A 16,914-nucleotide genomic window follows, 5' to 3' on the forward strand; every position below is an offset into this window, starting at 1 on the left:
GAGGGACTCTAGCGGGGTCAGGCGTTGGGGCGCAGGGTCCAGACGACGGTCATCTCGCCGGTCACGGCCTCGTCCTCGCGCTGGATGGATATGGCGACGGGGAACTCGGGGCGGCCGCCCGCGTCGAGTTCGGCGACGACCTCGGCGGCCGGGCGGCCGAGGGTGGCGGTGGCCGTCACGACGCCCTTGGCGAGCTTCTTGTAGCCGATCTCCGCGCTCACCGCGAGGGGCACGGCGCGGGAGAGCTGGTCGCCGAAGGCGGCCAGGACGATCGCGCCGCTCGCGGACTCGGCGAGGGTGAACATGGCGCCGGCGTGCGGGCCGCCGAGGTGGTTGTGGAACTCGGCCTGGTCCGGAAGACGGACGACGGCACGCTCGGGGGTGGTCTCCAGGAACTGGAGGTTCAGGGTCTTGGCCATCGGCACGGTCGCGGCGAGCAGTTCGCCCACGTTCATCTGTTCAGCGCTCATGGAACGCGATGTTACCCGCGAGTAGTAGGCATTGGCCATACCCGTACGGGGGCGGCCGTGGCTCCCTGCCCGCCCTCCCACTATCGTTACCGGCCATGTGGCCAGGACAGCAGCAGCCGCCCGGGGGAGAACCCAACCCCCAGGACGCGCATCAGAACCCGTACCAGCAGCAGCAGCCGGGAACACCGAACCCGTACCAGCAGCAACCGCCGACGGTGGCGTACGGGGAGCAGCAGCCCGGCTACGGGTACCCGCAGCAGCCCCCCGCTCCCCAGGCCTGGGGCCAGCAGCCCCCGACCGTTCCCGTACCCCAGTGGGGCGGCACCCCGCCCCAGGCCCCGCGCGGCGGGAGCCCCTTCGCGACCAGGACCGTCGCCATCGTCGCGGTCTCGGCCGTCGTCGTGGCGGCCGCCGCCACCGGGGCCTTCGTCCTGACCCGGGACGACAAGACCGCCGACCAGGCGGACGGCAAGCCGAGCTCCTCCCCCTCCGCCCCGGCCTCCTCCACCCCGTCCGCCCCGGCCGCCCCGCCGAGCCCGAGCGCCAACCCGCGCGGCAGCGCGGACACCAAGCCGGTGATCCCGGGCTGGAAGGTCGTCCTCAACCCGAAGTACGGCACCGCCTTCGACGTCCCGCCGGAGTGGGAGGTCAAGTCCTCGGGCCTGTCCATCGGCTTCGAGGACGACGCCAAGAACGACGGCTCGCCCCTGGTCATGATGTCGGCGCCCGCCTTCCTCAAGGAGGACTGGTGCAAGGTCGACTCCGACAAGGACGGCAAGGAGGAGTCGACCGAGCTGGCGGGCACCGCCACCAAGGGCGGCATGGGCGCGAAGAGCACCGCCGAGGCCGCGTACAACGAGGCCGGAAACTGGGCCTTCGCCGCGTACGCGCAGAAGGCGCCGAAGGGCACCACCAAGGTCGCCCAGGCGAAGGAGTACACGACCGCCTCCGGCCTCAAGGGCCACATGGCGACCGCGACCGTCAGCGGCCTGCCCAAGGAGAACAAGTGCTCCACGGACGGCAAGTCCGTCGCCTTCAGCTTCACGACCTCCAACGGTGACCTCTCCACCTGGGTCCTCTACGGCGTCGCGGGCGTCCCGGGCGAAGTGAGCCAGGAGACCTACGAGAAGATCCTGAGCAGCGTCCGCCTCAACGCGGGCTGACCCCTCCCGTCCTGCGTCCCGGGCCGGAAATCCGTTTGGATTCCCGGCCCGGGCCGGGGATAGTCCGGAGGTGAGCTCTCCCCCCGCCTCCTCCCCCGGTCCCGCCCGCCCGGCTTCCTCCCGCCGCGGCACCCTCCGCGGCTCCCTCCGCCGCAGGCCGGAATGGGCCGGCCGCAACTACACCCTGCTGACGGGCGCCGCGGTCATCACGAACCTCGGGAGCCACGGAGCGCTCATCGCGACCGCCTTCGCGGTCGTCCAGGCGGGCGGCTCCGCCGGCGACGTCGGCCTGGTGGCCGCCGCCCGTACGCTGCCGCTCGTCCTCTTCCTCCTCATCGGCGGAGCGGTCGCCGACCGGATTCCCCGCCACCACGTCATGGTCGCGGCGAACACCCTCAACTGCCTCTCGCAGGCCGCCTTCGCCTTCCTCGTCCTGACCGGCGATCCGAAGCTGTGGCAGATGATGCTGCTCACGGCGCTGTGCGGCACCGGTACGGCCTTCTTCAACCCGGCCGCCGAGGGCATGCTCATGGCCAGCGTCTCCGGCCCGCAGGCCAACCGCGCCTTCGCCCTCTTCCGGATGGCGATGAACGGCGCCGGCGTCGGCGGCGCGGCCCTCGGTGGAGCCATGGTCGCCCTGCTGGGCCCCGGCTGGGTGCTGGCCGTGGACGCGGCAGCCTTCGCCGCCGCCGGAGCCCTGCGGGCCTTCCTCGACGTCGGTCACATCGCCGAACGCGCTCCCGGCGGCGGCCTGCTGTCCGATCTGCGCGAGGGCTGGGCGGAGTTCAGGAGCCGGCCGTGGCTGTGGAGCATCGTGCTCCAGTTCTCCGTCGTCGTGGCGGTCGTCGGCGCCGCCGAAGCGGTCTACGGTCCCCTGGTCGCCCTGGAGCAACTGGGCGGGGCGGCTCCGTGGGGCGTGGCCCTGGCCTTCTTCGGCCTCGGCACCATCGGCGGGGCCGTCCTGATGATGGTCTGGAAACCGCGCCGCCTGCTGCTGGCCGGCACCCTGTGCGTCTTCCCGCTGGCGCTCCCCTCGGCCGGGCTGGCGGTGCCGCTTCCCGTGTGGGGCCTGTGCGCGGTGATGTTCGTGAGCGGCGCGGCCATCGAGGTGTTCGGCGTGAGCTGGATGACGACGATGCACCAGGAGATCCCGGAGGAGATGTTCTCCCGCGTCTCCGCCTACGACTGGTTCGGCTCGCTCTCGATGCTCCCGCTGGCCACGGCGGTGGCCGGCCCGGTCGAATCCGCGATCGGCCGCACCTCGGCCCTCTGGGGCTGCGCGGCCCTGGTGATCGTGGTGACCGCGGCCGTCCTGCTGGTCCCGGACGTCCGCCGCATGACCCGCAAACCGCCCGCCGCCCTCACCAAGTCGGTCCCCACCGAACCGGGCCCCGTCCAGCCCAGCTCGGCCGCATCCAGCCCCGCCGGCGTGTGAGGCGCGGGGTCCGGGCAGAGCCCGGGGAACGGGCGAAGGGCGGGTAGGGGACTTCGCCCCGCGCAGCGGCAAGCCCCTCAGCCGAGGCTGAAGGCCCCCTCCGGCGGCTCGGGCGAAGCCACCGCATCGGCGTCGGCCACCGGCAGAGCCCCCCGCATCAGCCGCGCCAGGGCCGCCCCCACCTCCACCCGCGCCGGAAACGCGTCACCCGCGCACACCCGCGAAAGCTCCGCCACCGGCAGCTCCCGCGCCGAAGCCAGCAGCACCGCGTTCCCGAAGCGCCGCCCGCGCAGCACCCCCGGCTCCGCGATCAGCGCCAACTCCCCGAAGACCGCCCCGAAGTTCGCGAGTTGCCCGCGCAGGAACGCGAACGGCGCCCCGTCGGCGAGGTTCGCCACATAGACCCCGCCGGGCCTCAGCACCCGCGCCACCTCGCGCGCGTACTCCACCGAGGCCAGCGAAGCGGGCACCCGGGATCCACCGAAGACGTCGCCCACCACCACGTCGGCGCTCGCGTCCGGCGCCCCGGCCAGCCAGGCCCGCGCGTCGGCGACGTGCACCGTGATCCCGCTCCCGGCGGCCACCGGCAGGAACTCCCCGACCAGCGCGACCAGCCCGGCGTCGAACTCGACCACGTCCTGGCGCGACCCCGGCCGGCCCGCCGCCGCGTACCGGGGCAGGGTCAGCGCGCCGCCGCCCAGGTGCAACAGGTCCAGCGCGGCCCCCGGCTCGCCCACGCAGTCCAGGACGTGCGCGAGGCGGCGTACGTACTCGAACTCCAGGTGCTCCGGGTCGTCGAGGTCCACGTACGACTGCGGCGCCCCGTCCACGGTGAGCAGCCAGGCCCGCTCCCGGTCGATGTCCGGCATCAGTTTGGCGGTGCCCTGGGCCACGTCCCGGATCACCGGGATCTGTTCGTCACTCACCGGACCATTGTCAGGCCCCCGCAGCCGCCCACACCTCGCGCGCCTGCTCCACGTGGACCGCGGCCTGCTCCAGCCCCGCCCGCGCGGCGGGATCGCGGCGCGCGGGGTCCAGTACGTTGCGTCCGAAGACCTTGCGGGCCTGCGACGACGGGGTGATCAGCAGCACCTTCGCCCCGGCCTCCCGCAGCCGTGCGGCCTGCGCCGCGGGCGAGGGGATCAGTCCGGCGCCCGTGGCCATCGGCGCGAGGATCACCACGCGCGCGTAGCCGGAGGCGAGGTCGGCGTTGGTCGCGGAGCGGATCCCGCCGTCGATGAACCGGCGTCCGGCGACCGTCACGGGCGGCCACACGCCGGGTACGGCGCAGCTCGCCGAGACGGCCTCGACCAGCCCGGCCGCGCTCCCGCGCTCGAAGGCGGCGAGCTCGCCGGTCAGCGCGTCCACCGCCGTGACGACGAAGCGCCGCTCGGGCCAGTCGCGCGACACCAGCCGGGCTTCCAGCACCTTGCGGCGCACCGCCTCCGGCTCCGTGTCGGCGGCCAGCGCGAAGGCGCCGATCCGGCGCCGGTAGGACTTCGCGTCGCGGGAGCGCACCATCGCGACGGCGTACCGCCCGATCAGGGTGGCCCCCAGCTTCGCGGGGAGCTCCCCGCCGGGGTCGCCGAGCTGGCGCTCGTACAGCTCCTGCGGGGTGAGCAGTCCGGAGGTGAGCTGCGCGCCGACGACCGAGCCGGCCGAGGTACCGACGACGAGGTCCGCTCCGGTCAGGTCGACGCCCGCGCGGGCGAGCCCGTAGAGCATCCCGGCCTCCCAGCCGACGCCGGTCAGCCCGCCGCCTCCGAGCACCAGAGCCGTGCCCTTGCCTTCCCCGCTGCCGCCGCCCCTGCCGCCCGTGCTGCCGTCTTCCACGAACCGCTCCCTCCCCGCATGCCAGTGGTGACGGCAGTCTGGCGCAAGCCGACCACCGCCACCACAGCGGGTACTGCCCGACGGCTATCCGGCCGCTACCCGACCTCGGTGACCGTCCCGGCCCCGATGGTGCGGCCGCCCTCACGGATCGCGAAGCCGAGGCCGCTCTCCAGCGGGACGTCCCGGCCGAGCTCCACGGTCATGGTGACCGTGTCCCCCGGCCGGGCCGGGCCCGCCTCGCCCAGGTCCACGTTCCCCACCACGTCGGCGGTGCGGATGTAGAACTGGGGCCGGTAGCCGGTCGCCACCGGCGTGCTGCGGCCGCCCTCGCGGGCGGACAGCACGTACACCCGCGCCGTGAAGCGGCGCTTCGGTACGACGCTGCCGGGCGCGGCCACCACGTCGCCGCGGCGCACCGCCTCTCGGGGCACCCCGCGCAGCAGCAGCGCGACGTTGTCCCCGGCCTCGGCGGAGTCCATCGGCTTCCCGAAGGTCTCCAGCCCGGTGACCACGGACTCCACGGCCGCGCCGTCGCCGCCGAGCAGTGCGACGCGGTCGCCCATGGCCACGGTGCCCCGCTCGACGGCGCCGGTGACGACGGTGCCGCGCCCGGTGATGGTCAGGACGTTCTCGACCGGCATCAGGAACGGCGCGTCGGTGTACCGCACGGGCATGGGCACGTACGTGTCCACGGCGTCGAGCAGGGCCTCGATCGACGAGGTCCAGCGCGGGTCGCCGTCCAGCGCCCCGAGCCCGGAGACCCGTACGACCGGGGCGCCGTCGCCGCCGTAGCCGTTCGCGGTGAGCAGCTCGCGGACCTCCAGCTCGACGAGGTCGGTGAGCTCGGGGTCCCCCGCGTCGGCCTTGTTCAGCGCGACGACGATGTGGTCGACGCCGACCTGCCGCGCGAGGAGCACGTGCTCCGCGGTTTGCGGCATGACCCCGTCGAGGGCGGAGACGACGAGGATCGCCCCGTCGAGCTGGGCCGCGCCCGTGACCATGTTCTTGACGTAGTCGGCGTGGCCGGGCATGTCCACGTGGGCGTAGTGGCGGGTGTCGGTCTCGTACTCGACGTGCGTGAGGTTGATGGTGATGCCGCGCCGGGCCTCCTCGGGGGCCCGGTCGATCCGGTCGAACGGCACGAAGGAGGCGCCGCCGCGCTCGGCGAGGACCTTGGTGATGGCGGCGGTCAGCGTCGTCTTGCCGTGGTCGACGTGACCCATGGTGCCGATGTTGAGGTGCGGCTTGGTGCGCACGAAGGCCGTCTTGGCCATGATGTCTTCCCGTGTGATTCCGAAGCTGAGAACTCGAATGACGGGACCCCTGAGCGAACCGACCCTCCCCCTGTGGGGTCCGCCGGACGATCCGGGAAGGGTCAGCTTCGTGCGCCGCCGAATGCGGGTGCGCCTGCGGCGAGCTGTGCGGGGACGGCAGCCTTCGGCGCGTCCGCGACTGCGGACGGCGCTGCGGGGAAGGCGTGCCTGGACATGTGCCCGATCCTGCCGGACCGGGGTCGGCGGGGCCAGCGAATTACGCGGCGGCGGCCCCGACTTGGCGCGGGGGCACTCCGGCCACCCCGCGCGAAGGGCCCGTGGGCGCCGCACGCCGTCGGGCCTACGCCCCGCCGATGTTCTTCAGCGCCTCGCGCGCCGAGAGCGGCGACAGCGACTCCCGCTCTGCGGTGACGAAGGCGCGTACGGCGCCGGGGTCCGTCTTCGCGTACTCGCGAAGGCACCAGCCGATGGCCTTGCGGACGAAGAAGTCGGGGTGGTCGCTCTGGCGGCGGCAGTACGCGAAGAGCCGCTCGGTGTCGGTCGCGGACTTGAACCGGAGCTGGTGGAGCAGGGCGGTGCGGGCCACCCACAGGTCCTCGTCCCCGATCCACTCGTCCATGACGGCGGCGAGCGCCGGGTCCGCCGCCACGAGCGGCCCGACCGTGTGCGCGGCGAGCAGGTCGACGGTGTCCCACCAGGGGACTGTCACGATCAGGTGCCGGACCACGGGCAGGAAGCCGGAGGAGCAGCGGGAGACGTGTCGGCGCAGGTAGTCGACGGCGAAGTACCGGTACTCACGCTCCGGAAGCTCCCAGCAGCGCAGCGCGAGGGCCGCGCAGTCCGCTTCGGACGGTTTCGGGGTGTCCTTGGTCACGGCCCTCGACAGCTCGCGGCGCAGCGGGGTGGGGATCCCGAGGAAGGGCGAGACGTCCTTCATGTACGCGGCCATGGGCCCGGCCCGCCGCGCGTCGGCCGCGGCGCCGTAGGACTCCGTGAGCCGCGCCACCAACAGCTCGGCGAGGCCGCTGTGCGGAACCTGCGGAGGCCGCCGGTCGTTCGACTGCATGAGGCCCAGATTACGGCGCTCGGACAGGGGGGTCGGTTAGTCTCCCGGAATGTCCCTCCTCCTCGCGCCGTGGACACGGCTCTCGCTGCTCGTCGTGCTGCTCCTCGCGGCCGGCGTCTGCGTCGTGCTGTACGAGCCCCAGCGCCTGCTCGCGGAGGGCTGGCCCCCGGGGCTCCCGGTGGGCACCGCGGTCCTGTTCTTCGCCGCGGCGTACGGGGTGTGCACGGCCGCCCTGGTGCCCCGCCCCCTGCTGAACCTGGCTTCCGGGGCCCTCTTCGGCTCCCAGTTCGGTCTGGTCGCCGCGGTTGCCGGATCGGTGATCGGCGCGGGGATCGCCTTCGGCCTGGGCCGGATGATGGGGCGCGACGCCCTGCGTCCGCTGATCCGCGGCCGCTGGCTGCAGGCGGCCGACGACCAGTTGGCCCGGCACGGCTTCCGCTCGATGCTGGCGATCCGCATCTTCCCCGGTCTGCCCTTCGCGATGGCCAACTACGCCGCCGCGCTGTCCCGCTGCGGCTGGCTCCCCTTCCTCCTCGCCACCGCGATCGGCGTGGTCCCGAACACCGCCGCGTACGTGATCGCGGGGGCCAGCGCCTCCTCCCCGACCTCCCCCGCGTTCCTCGCCTCGTTCGGCTTCATCGCCGTCTCCGCGGTGGGTGCGTCGGTCGTCGCCTGGCGCAAACGGCACCGGCTGGCGCCCGTACGCAAGCCCGAGCGGCCGGGGCCGGCGCGGGAACTGACGGTCGTACACCCCCCTGTGGTCACGGCGGCACCCCACGGGCCCTAGCATCGGACCCGAACTGCCCAACGATCACAAGGACGAGCGCACCCCGACATGAACTGGATCGAATCCCTCATCCTCGGTCTCGTCCAAGGACTTACGGAGTTCCTCCCGATCTCCTCCAGCGCCCACCTCCGGCTGACCGCGGCGTTCGCCGGCTGGCACGATCCGGGAGCCGCCTTCACCGCCATCACGCAGATCGGCACCGAGGCCGCCGTACTGATCTACTTCCGCAAGGACATCGCGAAGATCATCTCCACCTGGTTCCGCTCGCTGTACACGAAGGCGCTGCGCTCCGAGCAGGAAGCCAAGATGGGCTGGCTGGTGATCGTCGGCTCGATTCCGATCGGTGTCCTCGGCCTCGCCTTCAAGGACCAGATCGAGGGCCCGTTCCGCGATCTGCGACTGATCGCCACCACCCTCATCGTGATGGGCCTCGTGCTCGGCTTCGCCGACCGGCTGGCCGCGCGCGACGAGGAGGGCGGCCGGCACCGCGCCATCCGCGAGCGCAAGACCCTGAAGGAACTGGGCGTCAAGGACGGCCTCATCTTCGGTCTCTGCCAGGCGATGGCCCTGATCCCTGGTGTGTCCCGGTCGGGTGCGACGCTCTCCGGCGGTCTGCTGCTCGGCTTCACCCGCGAGGCGGCCGCCCGCTACTCCTTCCTCCTCGCCATCCCGGCCGTGCTGGCCTCGGGCCTGTTCGAGATCAAGGACGTGATGGAGAACCCGGGGCACATCGAATGGCCTCAGACGATCTTCGCCACGGTCGTCGCCTTCGTCGTCGGCTACGCGGTCATCGCCTGGTTCATGAAGTTCATCTCCAGCAAGAGCTTCATGCCGTTCGTGATCTACCGGGTCCTGCTCGGCATCCTGCTGTTCGTCCTGATCGGCATGGGTGTCCTCAGCCCCCACGCCGGCGAGTCGGCCGGCTAGTACGGCTCCCGCTCACCGCTTCGGGCGAATCGGAGGCCGCTCGGGAACGTTCCCGGGCGGCCTTCGCGTCGTTGTGCAGGGAGAGACCTGAAGACGAGCAGCAGGGGGTGTCCCATGGGTCGAGTGGTGCTGGAGCGGTTTCCGGCCGGAAGTCCGAGGGGAAGTTGGCCGGCCGAGGAGTACGCGGCGCAGCGGACGCGCGAGGGCGTGCCCGCGGAGGTGGTGATGGATCTGGCCAGCGACGCGTACCTCGTGGTGGTCCGTCCCCGGGAGGCGCGTTCCGGTCACTGACCCGGCGCCGGAAGATCCGGGCCGCGCACGCCCCTTGGCCTCCGCGCCCGGCGCCCGCACACTGACCCGATGACGCAGCGTGTGGACCTTGCGGGCGTGATGGACCGACTGGCGATCGACGAGCTGGTCACGGGGTACGCCATCGCCGTGGACGACGGGGACTGGGACGCCTACCGCGCCCTGTTCGCCCCGGGCGGGCGGGCCGACTACGCCTCGGCCGGCGGGATCGAGGGCCCGGCCGGGGAGGTCGCGGACTGGCTCGCGGAGACGATGAAGCTGTTCCCGGTGCGCCAGCACCTGATCGTCAACCGGCTCATCCGGATCCCGGACCAGGGCGGCTCCCCCGGCGACACGGCGGAGGTCCGGGCCGACTTCCTCAATCCCATGCGGCTGGCCGGGGAGGAGCCCGACGAGGGTGGCCCCGCCGTCACCGCGCCCAACTTCGTCGCGGCGGGCCGCTACACCTTCGCCGTGGTCCGTACCGCCCGGTCCGGCTGGCGGCTCGCGCGGGTCACCGTCCACGAGAAGTGGCGGCACATGTCGTTCTGATGGTCCGGCGGGCGGGTGGTCGGACGGGCGGGCGGCTCGGCCGACAGGTGGCTCGGCGGGCAGGTGGTTCGACGGGCAGGTCTGTTCCACACTGGAAGCGGAGGCCCACGTAATGCTGACGGTCTCGACGGTCCCCGAGCGGGTCCCGTGGTGGCGTGCGGTGGCGGCCGTCACGGCGGGAGCACTGCCGTGCCTCGCTTTCCCCGCCCCGGCGCTGTGGTGGTTCGCCTACGTCGCCCTCGTGCCCTGGATCCTGCTGCTGAGGTCGGCCCCCACCGGCCGGCGCGCGGCCCTGGAGGGCTGGCTCGGCGGCGCGGGCTTCGTCTTCGCCGTCCACCACTGGCTGCTGCCCAGTCTGCACGTGTTCCTGTTCGCCCTGGCGGCTCTGCTGGGCCTGCTCTGGATCCCCTGGGCGCTGCTGGTGCGGGAGTTGCTCGGCGGCGCCCCCGGCCCGGGCCGGGCGGGAGCCGCGCTGGTCCTCGTACCGGCGGGCTGGCTGCTGTCGGAGCTGGCCCGGTCCTGGCAGGGGCTGGGCGGGCCGTGGGGGCTGCTCGGTGCCAGTCAGTGGCAGGTGGCGCCCGCGCTGCGGCTGGCTTCGGTGGGCGGGGTCTGGCTGGTCGGCCTGCTGGTCGTGGCGGTGAACTGCGTGCTGGTCCTGCTGATCACGTCGCCGGGGGCGCGGGCGGCCGCGCTGGCCGGGGTGACGGGCTGCGCGGTGCTGACGGGGGTGGTGTGGCTGTGGGCGCCGCGCCCCGAGGTCTCGGGCGTGCTGCGCGTGGCCCTCGTACAGCCCGGCCCGGTCGAGGACGGCCCGGACAGCGCGGAGCGGCGGTTCGCCGCCGGGGAGCAGCTGACGGGGACCCTGGCCGCGCAGCGGCCCGACCTCGTGGTGTGGGGGGAGAGCAGTGTCGGCGAGGACCTGACGGCCCGCCCGGACCTGGCCCGGCGGCTGTCCGCCCTGTCGGCGCGGGTGGGGGCTCCGCTGCTGGTCAACGTGGACGCGCGGGCCGCCGACCGGCCGGGGATCCGCAAATCGGCGGTGCTCGTCGGTCCCGGGGGCCCGACCGGTGACCGGTACGACAAGATGCGCCTGGTCCCCTTCGGGGAGTACGTGCCGGCCCGCGAGCTGCTGGGCTGGGCCACCTCGGTCGGCAAGGCCGCGCAGGAGAACCGCGTTCCGGGCGGGGCACCGGTCCTGATGGACCTGCCCGGCCGTGCGGACGTCCGCCTCGGCCCGCTGGTCTGCTTCGAGTCGGCGTTCCCCGACATGAGCCGCCGCCTCGTCCGCGACGGGGCCGCCGTGCTGATCGACCAGTCGGCCACGTCCAGCTTCCAGGACGGCTGGGCCCCGGCCCAGCACGCCTCGCTGTCCGCGCTGCGGGCGGCGGAGACCGGCCGGCCCGAGGTGCACGCCGCCCTGACCGGGATCAGCGCGGTGCACGGCCCGTCCGGCGAGCGGATCGGGTCCGCGCTGCCCACCTCGGCGCGAACGGCGCGGGTGTACGAGGTCCCGCTCGCCCGGGGCACGACCCTCTACGTCCGCCACGGGGACTGGGCGGTGGGCGCGGCGCTGGCCGCCCTCGCCGCGTACTACACCGTCGCCGGCGCCCGCTCCGTACGAAGCGGGAGGCCCCTCGGCCGACCCCTCGGGACGCCGGCCGGGGAACCGGCCGGGACGCCCGTCGGCGATGCGCTCAGGACGCCTGCTCCAGAGCCGAGCGCACCACCCGCTCGCACAGTTCGTGGGTCAGCAGGGCGTCGCGCGCGCTGAGGGTCGTGCCCGTGGCGACGGCCTCCAGGAAGGCGTCGACGACCTGCTCGATGCCGCGCTGGCGGGCCACCGACACCCAGTCCCCGCGCCGCCGGACCGTGGGCTGGCCCTTGTGGTCGATGACCTCCGCGAGGTTGACGACCTGGCGCTTGGTGTCCTGCCCGGAGACCTCCAGCACCTCCTCCGTGGAACCGGAGAGCCGGTTCATGATGCCGAGCGCGGTGAAGCCCGTACCGGACAGCTGGAGGACCACCTGGCTCATCAGTCCGTCCCGCACCACGGCCCGTACGTCGACCTGGTCGGCCTCGCCGGGCAGCAGGAAGCGCAGGGTGTCGACGACGTGGATGAAGTCGTCCAGGACGAAGGTCCGTACGTCCTCGGGCAGGCCGACCCGGTTCTTCTGCATGACGATCAGGTCGCGCGCGTGGTCGGCGCACTGCGCGTAGCCGGGCGCGTGGCGGCGGTTGAAGCCGACGGCGAGCGAGACCCCGCGCTCCTCGGCCAGTTCGACCAGGCGGCGCGATGCGGCGAGCTCGTAGGCGATCGGCTTGTCGACGTACGTCGGCACGCCCGCTTCCAGCAGCCGTTCCACGATCTCGGGGTGGACGGCGGTCGGGGCGTGCACGAAGGCGGCGTCGAGTTTCTGCGCGAGCAGCGAGTCGAGGTCGGTGTGCAGGCGTTCGGCGGGAACGCGGTGCTGGGCGGCGACGCGTTCGAGGGTGGCCGGGGTCCGGGTCTGCAGGTGCAGTTCGAGCCCCGGGCGGGTGGTCAGGACGGGCAGGTACGCCTTCTGCGCGATATCGCCGAGTCCGATACAGCCGACCTTCACCGGGACCTCCAGGTTTGTTCCTTGTGGGAGTACGCAGCCTAATCGGTGGTGACCACAGCCGTGTTCGACCAGGATGGACCCATGACCATCAGTGACGGATCCCAGCGTTCCGAACCCTCCACCACGGCCGACGAGCGCGAGATGCTCGAAGGCTGGCTCGACTACCACCGTTCCACCCTGGCTTGGAAGTGCGAGGGGCTGTCCGACGCGCAGTTGCGCACCACCCCGTTGCTGCCGTCCGAGCTGAGCCTGCTGGGGCTGGTGCGGCACATGGCCGAGGTGGAGCGGTACTGGTTCCGGGAGATCATGCTGGACGAGGAGCTGCCCGAGCTCTACAGCACCGGCGAGAACCCTGACGGGGACTTCCACTTCGCCGACGAGGACACCTGGGCCGAGGCCGAGCAGGTGTGGCAGACCGAGATCGAGCTGGCCCGGCAGGCCGCGGCCGGGCACTCCCTGGACCTCGCCTCCAAGCCCGAGAGCCACCGCCGGGGCGAGGTGTTCAGCCTGCGCTGGGTCTACGGCCACATGATCGAGGAGTACGCGCGCCACAACGGCCACGCGGACCTGCTGCGGGAGCACATCGACGGCGCCACGGGCGAGTAGCCGTCACCCGTGCGGGGTGAATATCGGCTCCGGGTTTTCCGGGCGGGGTCCTCGCACAGCAGAGTTGGGTGAGTGCATCCAACCCGAACCACGACAAAGCTGCTGCTCGGCGTCGCCTGTGCGGTCTCGGCCGTCTCCGGCTGCGTGAACGTGACACCGGCCCCCCTGCAGCCGGCGACCGCCCCCGGCACCCCGGGCACGCCGCCCCGGCACGAGCCCCGCGGCGGGCCGGGGGCCGCGCCGGTGGCCGTCCGGGCACCCGCCCTGGAGGCGCTGGAGGCCGTGGAGGCAGGGCCGGGACGGCCGGCCGGGCCGGCCCCCTCCACTTCCGGCCGGGCCGCGGTCCCGCGCACCGGAGTCCCGGCCGCACGGGCGGCGGGGGACGGCCGGCCCGGAGCCCGCAGAGCCCCGGCGGCCGCCGCGCCGGTCCCGGACATCCCGGAACCCCGGCAGCCCGGCGGGCACCGCGACCACTCCGACGGGCGTCCGGGCGGGCAGCACCCCGGGCGGCCCGGTTCCGGGGGCGGCGAGGTGCCGCGCGAGCTGGTGCGGGAGCTGCCGGTACGGCCGGCCGACGTGTGCGCGCTGGGCCGCCGGCACGGGCGCTGGCACCCGGACAGTCCGGAGGCCCGTATCTGCGCGGGCGTCGAGGGCGGCTGACGGCCCCATCCTGCCCGGCCCCCGGCCCCCGGCCCTCGGTCCCGCTCTCCCGGGACCCGGCCCCCGGACCAGGCTTCCGCTACTGGTTCTGCTCCGGGAACGGCCTGAGCCCCTCCCCCGGTTCCGCCGCGAGCCGGCGCTCCAGGCGGGCGATGGCGGCCCGTACGCCGTTCCCGTACCCGTCGTCGGCCAGTTCCCCGGTGGCGGCGCGGGCCCGCGCCAGGTGGATCCGGGCCGCCTCGGGACGCCGCAGCTTCAGGTAGTCGCCGGCCAGGCTCAGGTGCAGCGACGGGTAGAAGACCCGGACGGCCGAGGGCGGACCGGGACCGTCGGAGTCGGCGTGCGCGGCGGCCAGGGCCCGCAGGTCCCAGGCCAGCTCCTCGGCGGGGTCGTCCTGCGCGTCGGCGAGGTAGTGCGCGAGCGTGCAGCGGTGCAAGGAGTCGCCCTCCGTGCCGATCTCGGACCAGATCTCGCCGAGCCGGTTGCGGGCCTCCTCGCGGTCGCCGGCGTGCAGCAGGATGGCCGCTTGGCCGATCCTGGTCATGACGGCGTCCTCAGACGCCTCCTGCTGCTCCGTCAACGCGGCCTCCGGCTTGATCCCGTCAGACCTGCTCCGGTCTGATCATCAAGACGCTAGCCGGAGGCACCGGCAATGCCGCCTAGGCGCGGTCGGGCGTCAGCCCAGGTCCGGGATCCGCCAGTCGATCGGCGCATGGCCCTGGGCGGCGACGGCCTCGTTGATCTGGGTGAACGGCCGGGAGCCGAAGAACTTCTTGGCCGACAGCGGAGAGGGGTGGGCACCCTTGACGACCGCGTGCCGCTCCTCGTCGATCAGGGGGAGCTTCTTCTGCGCGTACGCCCCCCAGAGGACGAAGACGGCCGGGTCGGGGCGCGCCGCCACCGCGCGGATCACCGCGTCGGTGAACTTCTCCCAGCCCTTGCCCTTGTGCGAGTTGGGCTCCGCCTCGCGGACGGTGAGCACCGCGTTGAGCAGCAGGACGCCCTGCTCGGCCCACGGCATCAGATAGCCGTTGTCCGGGATGGGGGTGCCCAGTTCGGCCTGCATCTCCTTGTAGATGTTGCGCAGCGAGGGCGGGGTCTTGACGCCGGGCTGCACGGAGAAGCACAGCCCGTGGCCCTGGCCGGCTCCGTGGTACGGGTCCTGGCCGAGGACCAGTACCTTCACCTGGTCGAACGCAGTGGCCTCCAGGGCCGCGAAGACCTGCTCGCGGGGCGGGTAGACCGGCCCGTTCGCCCGCTCCTTCTCGACGAACTCGGTGAGTTCTTTGAAGTAGGGCTGGTCCAGCTCCCCGCCGAGGACGGGGAGCCAGGACTCGGGCAGCATCTGGGTCACGACGACAACCTCCGGTACACGTTGTTCGAGACTTCACGTCCGCGCGTTCTCCGCGCTCGCGCAACTGCTTCGCGCGACGGATCAAGAACTTACCGGTGGCCACTGACAACGCGGCGCCCGCCCGCCCCGCCCGGGTGGGCGGTGCGGACGGGCGGGGCGGCGTACGGGCCTGCTACCAGCTGGTCTTGCGGTACATCTCCCACAGCTGCATGACGGTCTGCGGGTCGAGCGCCCGCTCCGCGCCGGCGATGTCCTCGCGGGCGGCGACGTACAGCTTGCCCTGCCACAGGGGCAGCAGCCGGACGTCGTCGGCGAAGATCTGCTGGGCCTTCTCGAACTCGTGGATGCCGGCCGACCGGTCGCTCTCGCGGCGGGACTTGGGCAGGATGACGTTCAGGATCTCGTTGGACTCGTACGGGGTGCCGACCGCGTTGTCCTTGCCGACGAACGGCGCGATGAAGTTGTCCGGGTCCGGGAAGTCGGGGAACCAGCCGCGGCCGAAGACCGGGTAGTCGCCCTTCTTGTAGCCCTCCTGGAAGGCCTTCCAGGGCTGCCCGCGCAGGGTGATCTTGAAGAGCCCGCTCTCGTCGAGCTGGCGCTTGAGCTCGGTGAACTCGTCCGCGGTGGAGGCGCCGTAGCGGTCGGTGGTGTACCAGAAGGTCAGGTCCACCGGCGTGGGGATCCCGGCGTCCTTGAGGGTCTTCTTGGCCTTGGCCACGTCCGGCTGGCCGTACTTGTCGTAGAACGGCGTCTTGTGGCCGACGACCCCCTTGGGGACCATCGAGTAGAGCGGCTCGGCGGTGCCCTGGTAGACCTGCGAGACGAGCGCCCCGCGGTCGACGATCTGCGCGATGGCCTGGCGCACCTGGACCTTGGCGACCTGCGGGTCCCTGGGGTTGAAGATCAGGTAGCGGATCTCCGCGCCGACGTTCTCGACGACCTGGACGCCCGCGTCGTGCGAGGCGGGGGCCTGGAGGTCCTTGACCTCCTCGGCGGAGAGGCCGCGGTAGGTCGCGTCGATCTCCTTGCCCTTGAGGGCCGCGATCATCTTCTTGGAGTCCGCGAAGTAGCGGATGGTGGCCCCGCCGTTGCGGCGGTTGGCGAAGCCGTTGTAGGTGTCGTTGCGGTTCAGGACCGCCTCGCTGCCCTCTTTGTACGACTCGAGGGTGTACGGGCCGGAACCGGTGACCTTGTCGCCCTCGCGCAGCTTGTCGGCCGCGTACTGCTTCGGCGAGACCAGCGAGGCGGCCGGGGAGCCGAGCACGAAGGGGAAGGTGGCGTCCGGGGTGTTCAGGTGGAAGACCACCGTCTGCGCGTCCGGCGTCTCGATCTTGTCGAGGCTGCCGAAGAGGGCCTTGGGGCCGGACGGGGCGTTGATGGTCTTGATCCGGTCCAGGGAGTGCTTGACGGCCTTCGCGTCGAGCGGCTCGCCGTCGGAGAACTTCAGGCCCTTGCGCACGATGCAGCGGTACGACTCGTTGCCGGAATCGGTGAACTCGCAGCTCTGGGCGGCGTCGGGCTGGGGCTTGGTGGCACCCGTGGGGAACGCCAGCAGGGTCTGGTAGACGTTCCGGTAGAGCTCCCAGGAGCCGTCCCAGGCCGCGGCCGGATCGAGGGTCGTGGGTGCGCTCGTCGTTCCGACGACAATCCGCTGTTCGCCGTTGCCGCCGTCGTCCGAGAACAGGCCGCATCCGGAGAGCAGGGATATGGACGCAACGGCCGCAGTGATCTGCAGGCATCTGGTCCGGTTGAACACGTGCACGCTCCTCGATCAGCCAGGGGTGCGGCAGACCCTACCGCAGAGCATCACGAAACCAATGGGTAGGTTTCATGCGGCACTTGACCGATTACGTGCCTATTCGGTACGCATTTGCCTCCCCCTGGGAGGCAAATGCGTCC

At 72.7% G+C, this 16,914-nt stretch carries 18 protein-coding genes; 9 read left to right on the forward strand and 9 right to left on the reverse strand.

The window, feature by feature from the left end:
* Window positions 1-17: 17 nt before the first annotated feature.
* Entirely contained in the window at window positions 18-455 is a 438-nt protein-coding gene (locus tag OG247_RS08175; protein WP_327257384.1) for a DUF4442 domain-containing protein, read from the reverse strand.
* Between the two features lie 110 nt (window positions 456-565).
* Between OG247_RS08175 and OG247_RS08180 the strand changes: the two genes are divergently transcribed.
* On the forward strand, window positions 566-1,633 hold the full coding sequence (locus tag OG247_RS08180) for a hypothetical protein (protein ID WP_327251614.1): 1,068 nt from the start codon (window positions 566-568) through the stop codon (window positions 1,631-1,633).
* A 184-nt stretch (window positions 1,634-1,817) separates the two neighbouring features.
* On the forward strand, window positions 1,818-3,068 hold the full coding sequence (locus OG247_RS08185; protein ID WP_327257385.1) for an MFS transporter: 1,251 nt from the start codon (window positions 1,818-1,820) through the stop codon (window positions 3,066-3,068).
* A 77-nt stretch (window positions 3,069-3,145) separates the two neighbouring features.
* Here OG247_RS08185 and OG247_RS08190 read toward each other — a convergent pair whose 3' ends face one another.
* The 4 genes from OG247_RS08190 to OG247_RS08205 form a co-directional block, all read right to left on the reverse strand.
* On the reverse strand, window positions 3,146-3,937 hold the full coding sequence (locus OG247_RS08190) for a spermidine synthase (protein WP_327257386.1): 792 nt from the start codon (window positions 3,935-3,937) through the stop codon (window positions 3,146-3,148).
* A 67-nt stretch (window positions 3,938-4,004) separates the two neighbouring features.
* Window positions 4,005-4,901: a patatin-like phospholipase family protein gene (locus tag OG247_RS08195; protein ID WP_327251615.1), complete on the reverse strand. Its 897-nt coding sequence runs from the start codon at window positions 4,899-4,901 to the stop codon at window positions 4,005-4,007.
* A 95-nt stretch (window positions 4,902-4,996) separates the two neighbouring features.
* Entirely contained in the window at window positions 4,997-6,175 is a 1,179-nt protein-coding gene (gene tuf, locus OG247_RS08200; protein WP_327251616.1) for an elongation factor Tu, read from the reverse strand.
* Window positions 6,176-6,515: 340 nt separating this feature from the next.
* Window positions 6,516-7,241, reverse strand: coding sequence for a DNA alkylation repair protein (locus OG247_RS08205; protein ID WP_327251617.1), 726 nt, complete (start codon window positions 7,239-7,241; stop codon window positions 6,516-6,518).
* Between the two features lie 49 nt (window positions 7,242-7,290).
* Here OG247_RS08205 and OG247_RS08210 point away from each other — a divergent pair, with 49 nt between their 5' ends.
* The 5 genes from OG247_RS08210 (at window position 7,291) to lnt (ending at window position 11,566) form a co-directional block, all read left to right on the forward strand.
* Window positions 7,291-8,028: a TVP38/TMEM64 family protein gene (locus tag OG247_RS08210; RefSeq protein WP_327251618.1), complete on the forward strand. Its 738-nt coding sequence runs from the start codon at window positions 7,291-7,293 to the stop codon at window positions 8,026-8,028.
* A 48-nt stretch (window positions 8,029-8,076) separates the two neighbouring features.
* Window positions 8,077-8,955 carry an undecaprenyl-diphosphate phosphatase gene (locus OG247_RS08215; RefSeq protein WP_327251619.1) on the forward strand — a complete coding sequence of 293 codons (879 nt, stop codon included), beginning with the start codon at window positions 8,077-8,079 and terminating at the stop codon, window positions 8,953-8,955.
* Window positions 8,956-9,069: 114 nt separating this feature from the next.
* Window positions 9,070-9,246, forward strand: coding sequence for a hypothetical protein (locus OG247_RS08220; protein WP_266876352.1), 177 nt, complete (start codon window positions 9,070-9,072; stop codon window positions 9,244-9,246).
* A 69-nt stretch (window positions 9,247-9,315) separates the two neighbouring features.
* On the forward strand, window positions 9,316-9,795 hold the full coding sequence (locus tag OG247_RS08225; protein ID WP_327251620.1) for a nuclear transport factor 2 family protein: 480 nt from the start codon (window positions 9,316-9,318) through the stop codon (window positions 9,793-9,795).
* Between the two features lie 112 nt (window positions 9,796-9,907).
* The gene (gene lnt / locus OG247_RS08230; protein WP_327251621.1) at window positions 9,908-11,566 is read left to right on the forward strand and encodes an apolipoprotein N-acyltransferase; all 1,659 of its coding nucleotides are present in this window, start codon (window positions 9,908-9,910) and stop codon (window positions 11,564-11,566) included.
* Here the strand turns inward: lnt and OG247_RS08235 are convergent.
* Window positions 11,490-12,395 (reverse strand): Gfo/Idh/MocA family protein, encoded by a 906-nt coding sequence (locus OG247_RS08235; protein ID WP_327251622.1) that lies wholly within the window; start codon window positions 12,393-12,395, stop codon window positions 11,490-11,492. The genes lnt and OG247_RS08235 overlap by 77 nt on opposite strands.
* Window positions 12,396-12,476: 81 nt before the next feature.
* Between OG247_RS08235 and OG247_RS08240 the strand changes: the two genes are divergently transcribed.
* Window positions 12,477-13,001, forward strand: a complete 525-nt coding sequence (locus OG247_RS08240) for a DinB family protein (protein WP_327251623.1) — start codon at window positions 12,477-12,479, stop codon at window positions 12,999-13,001.
* A gap of 72 nt (window positions 13,002-13,073) precedes the next feature.
* Window positions 13,074-13,661 carry a hypothetical protein gene (locus OG247_RS08245; protein WP_327251624.1) on the forward strand — a complete coding sequence of 196 codons (588 nt, stop codon included), beginning with the start codon at window positions 13,074-13,076 and terminating at the stop codon, window positions 13,659-13,661.
* Window positions 13,662-13,740: 79 nt separating this feature from the next.
* On the opposite strand, the gene OG247_RS08250 is transcribed toward OG247_RS08245, so the two are convergent.
* The 3 genes from OG247_RS08250 to OG247_RS08260 form a co-directional block, all read right to left on the reverse strand.
* Window positions 13,741-14,241, reverse strand: coding sequence for a hypothetical protein (locus OG247_RS08250; protein WP_327251625.1), 501 nt, complete (start codon window positions 14,239-14,241; stop codon window positions 13,741-13,743).
* Between the two features lie 96 nt (window positions 14,242-14,337).
* Window positions 14,338-15,006 carry a uracil-DNA glycosylase gene (locus OG247_RS08255; RefSeq protein WP_327257387.1) on the reverse strand — a complete coding sequence of 223 codons (669 nt, stop codon included), beginning with the start codon at window positions 15,004-15,006 and terminating at the stop codon, window positions 14,338-14,340.
* A 181-nt stretch (window positions 15,007-15,187) separates the two neighbouring features.
* Window positions 15,188-16,771, reverse strand: coding sequence for an ABC transporter substrate-binding protein (locus OG247_RS08260; protein WP_327251626.1), 1,584 nt, complete (start codon window positions 16,769-16,771; stop codon window positions 15,188-15,190).
* Window positions 16,772-16,914: the final 143 nt, after the last annotated feature.

Origin of the sequence: Streptomyces sp. NBC_01244 (assembly GCF_035987325.1) — a bacterium.
GTDB lineage: Bacteria > Actinomycetota > Actinomycetes > Streptomycetales > Streptomycetaceae > Streptomyces.

Coding starts and splice junctions, on each gene's coding strand:
- OG247_RS08180 (WP_327251614.1), top strand. CDS start 566: ATGTGGCCAGGACAGCAGCAGCCGCCCGGGGGAGAACCCAACCCCCAG.
- lnt (WP_327251621.1), top strand. CDS start 9,908: ATGCTGACGGTCTCGACGGTCCCCGAGCGGGTCCCGTGGTGGCGTGCG.
- OG247_RS08220 (WP_266876352.1), top strand. CDS start 9,070: ATGGGTCGAGTGGTGCTGGAGCGGTTTCCGGCCGGAAGTCCGAGGGGA.
- OG247_RS08215 (WP_327251619.1), top strand. CDS start 8,077: ATGAACTGGATCGAATCCCTCATCCTCGGTCTCGTCCAAGGACTTACG.
- tuf (WP_327251616.1), bottom strand. CDS start 6,175: ATGGCCAAGACGGCCTTCGTGCGCACCAAGCCGCACCTCAACATCGGC.
- OG247_RS08190 (WP_327257386.1), bottom strand. CDS start 3,937: ATGCCGGACATCGACCGGGAGCGGGCCTGGCTGCTCACCGTGGACGGG.
- OG247_RS08175 (WP_327257384.1), bottom strand. CDS start 455: ATGAACGTGGGCGAACTGCTCGCCGCGACCGTGCCGATGGCCAAGACC.
- OG247_RS08205 (WP_327251617.1), bottom strand. CDS start 7,241: ATGCAGTCGAACGACCGGCGGCCTCCGCAGGTTCCGCACAGCGGCCTC.
- OG247_RS08210 (WP_327251618.1), top strand. CDS start 7,291: ATGTCCCTCCTCCTCGCGCCGTGGACACGGCTCTCGCTGCTCGTCGTG.
- OG247_RS08225 (WP_327251620.1), top strand. CDS start 9,316: ATGACGCAGCGTGTGGACCTTGCGGGCGTGATGGACCGACTGGCGATC.
- OG247_RS08255 (WP_327257387.1), bottom strand. CDS start 15,006: ATGCTGCCCGAGTCCTGGCTCCCCGTCCTCGGCGGGGAGCTGGACCAG.
- OG247_RS08240 (WP_327251623.1), top strand. CDS start 12,477: ATGACCATCAGTGACGGATCCCAGCGTTCCGAACCCTCCACCACGGCC.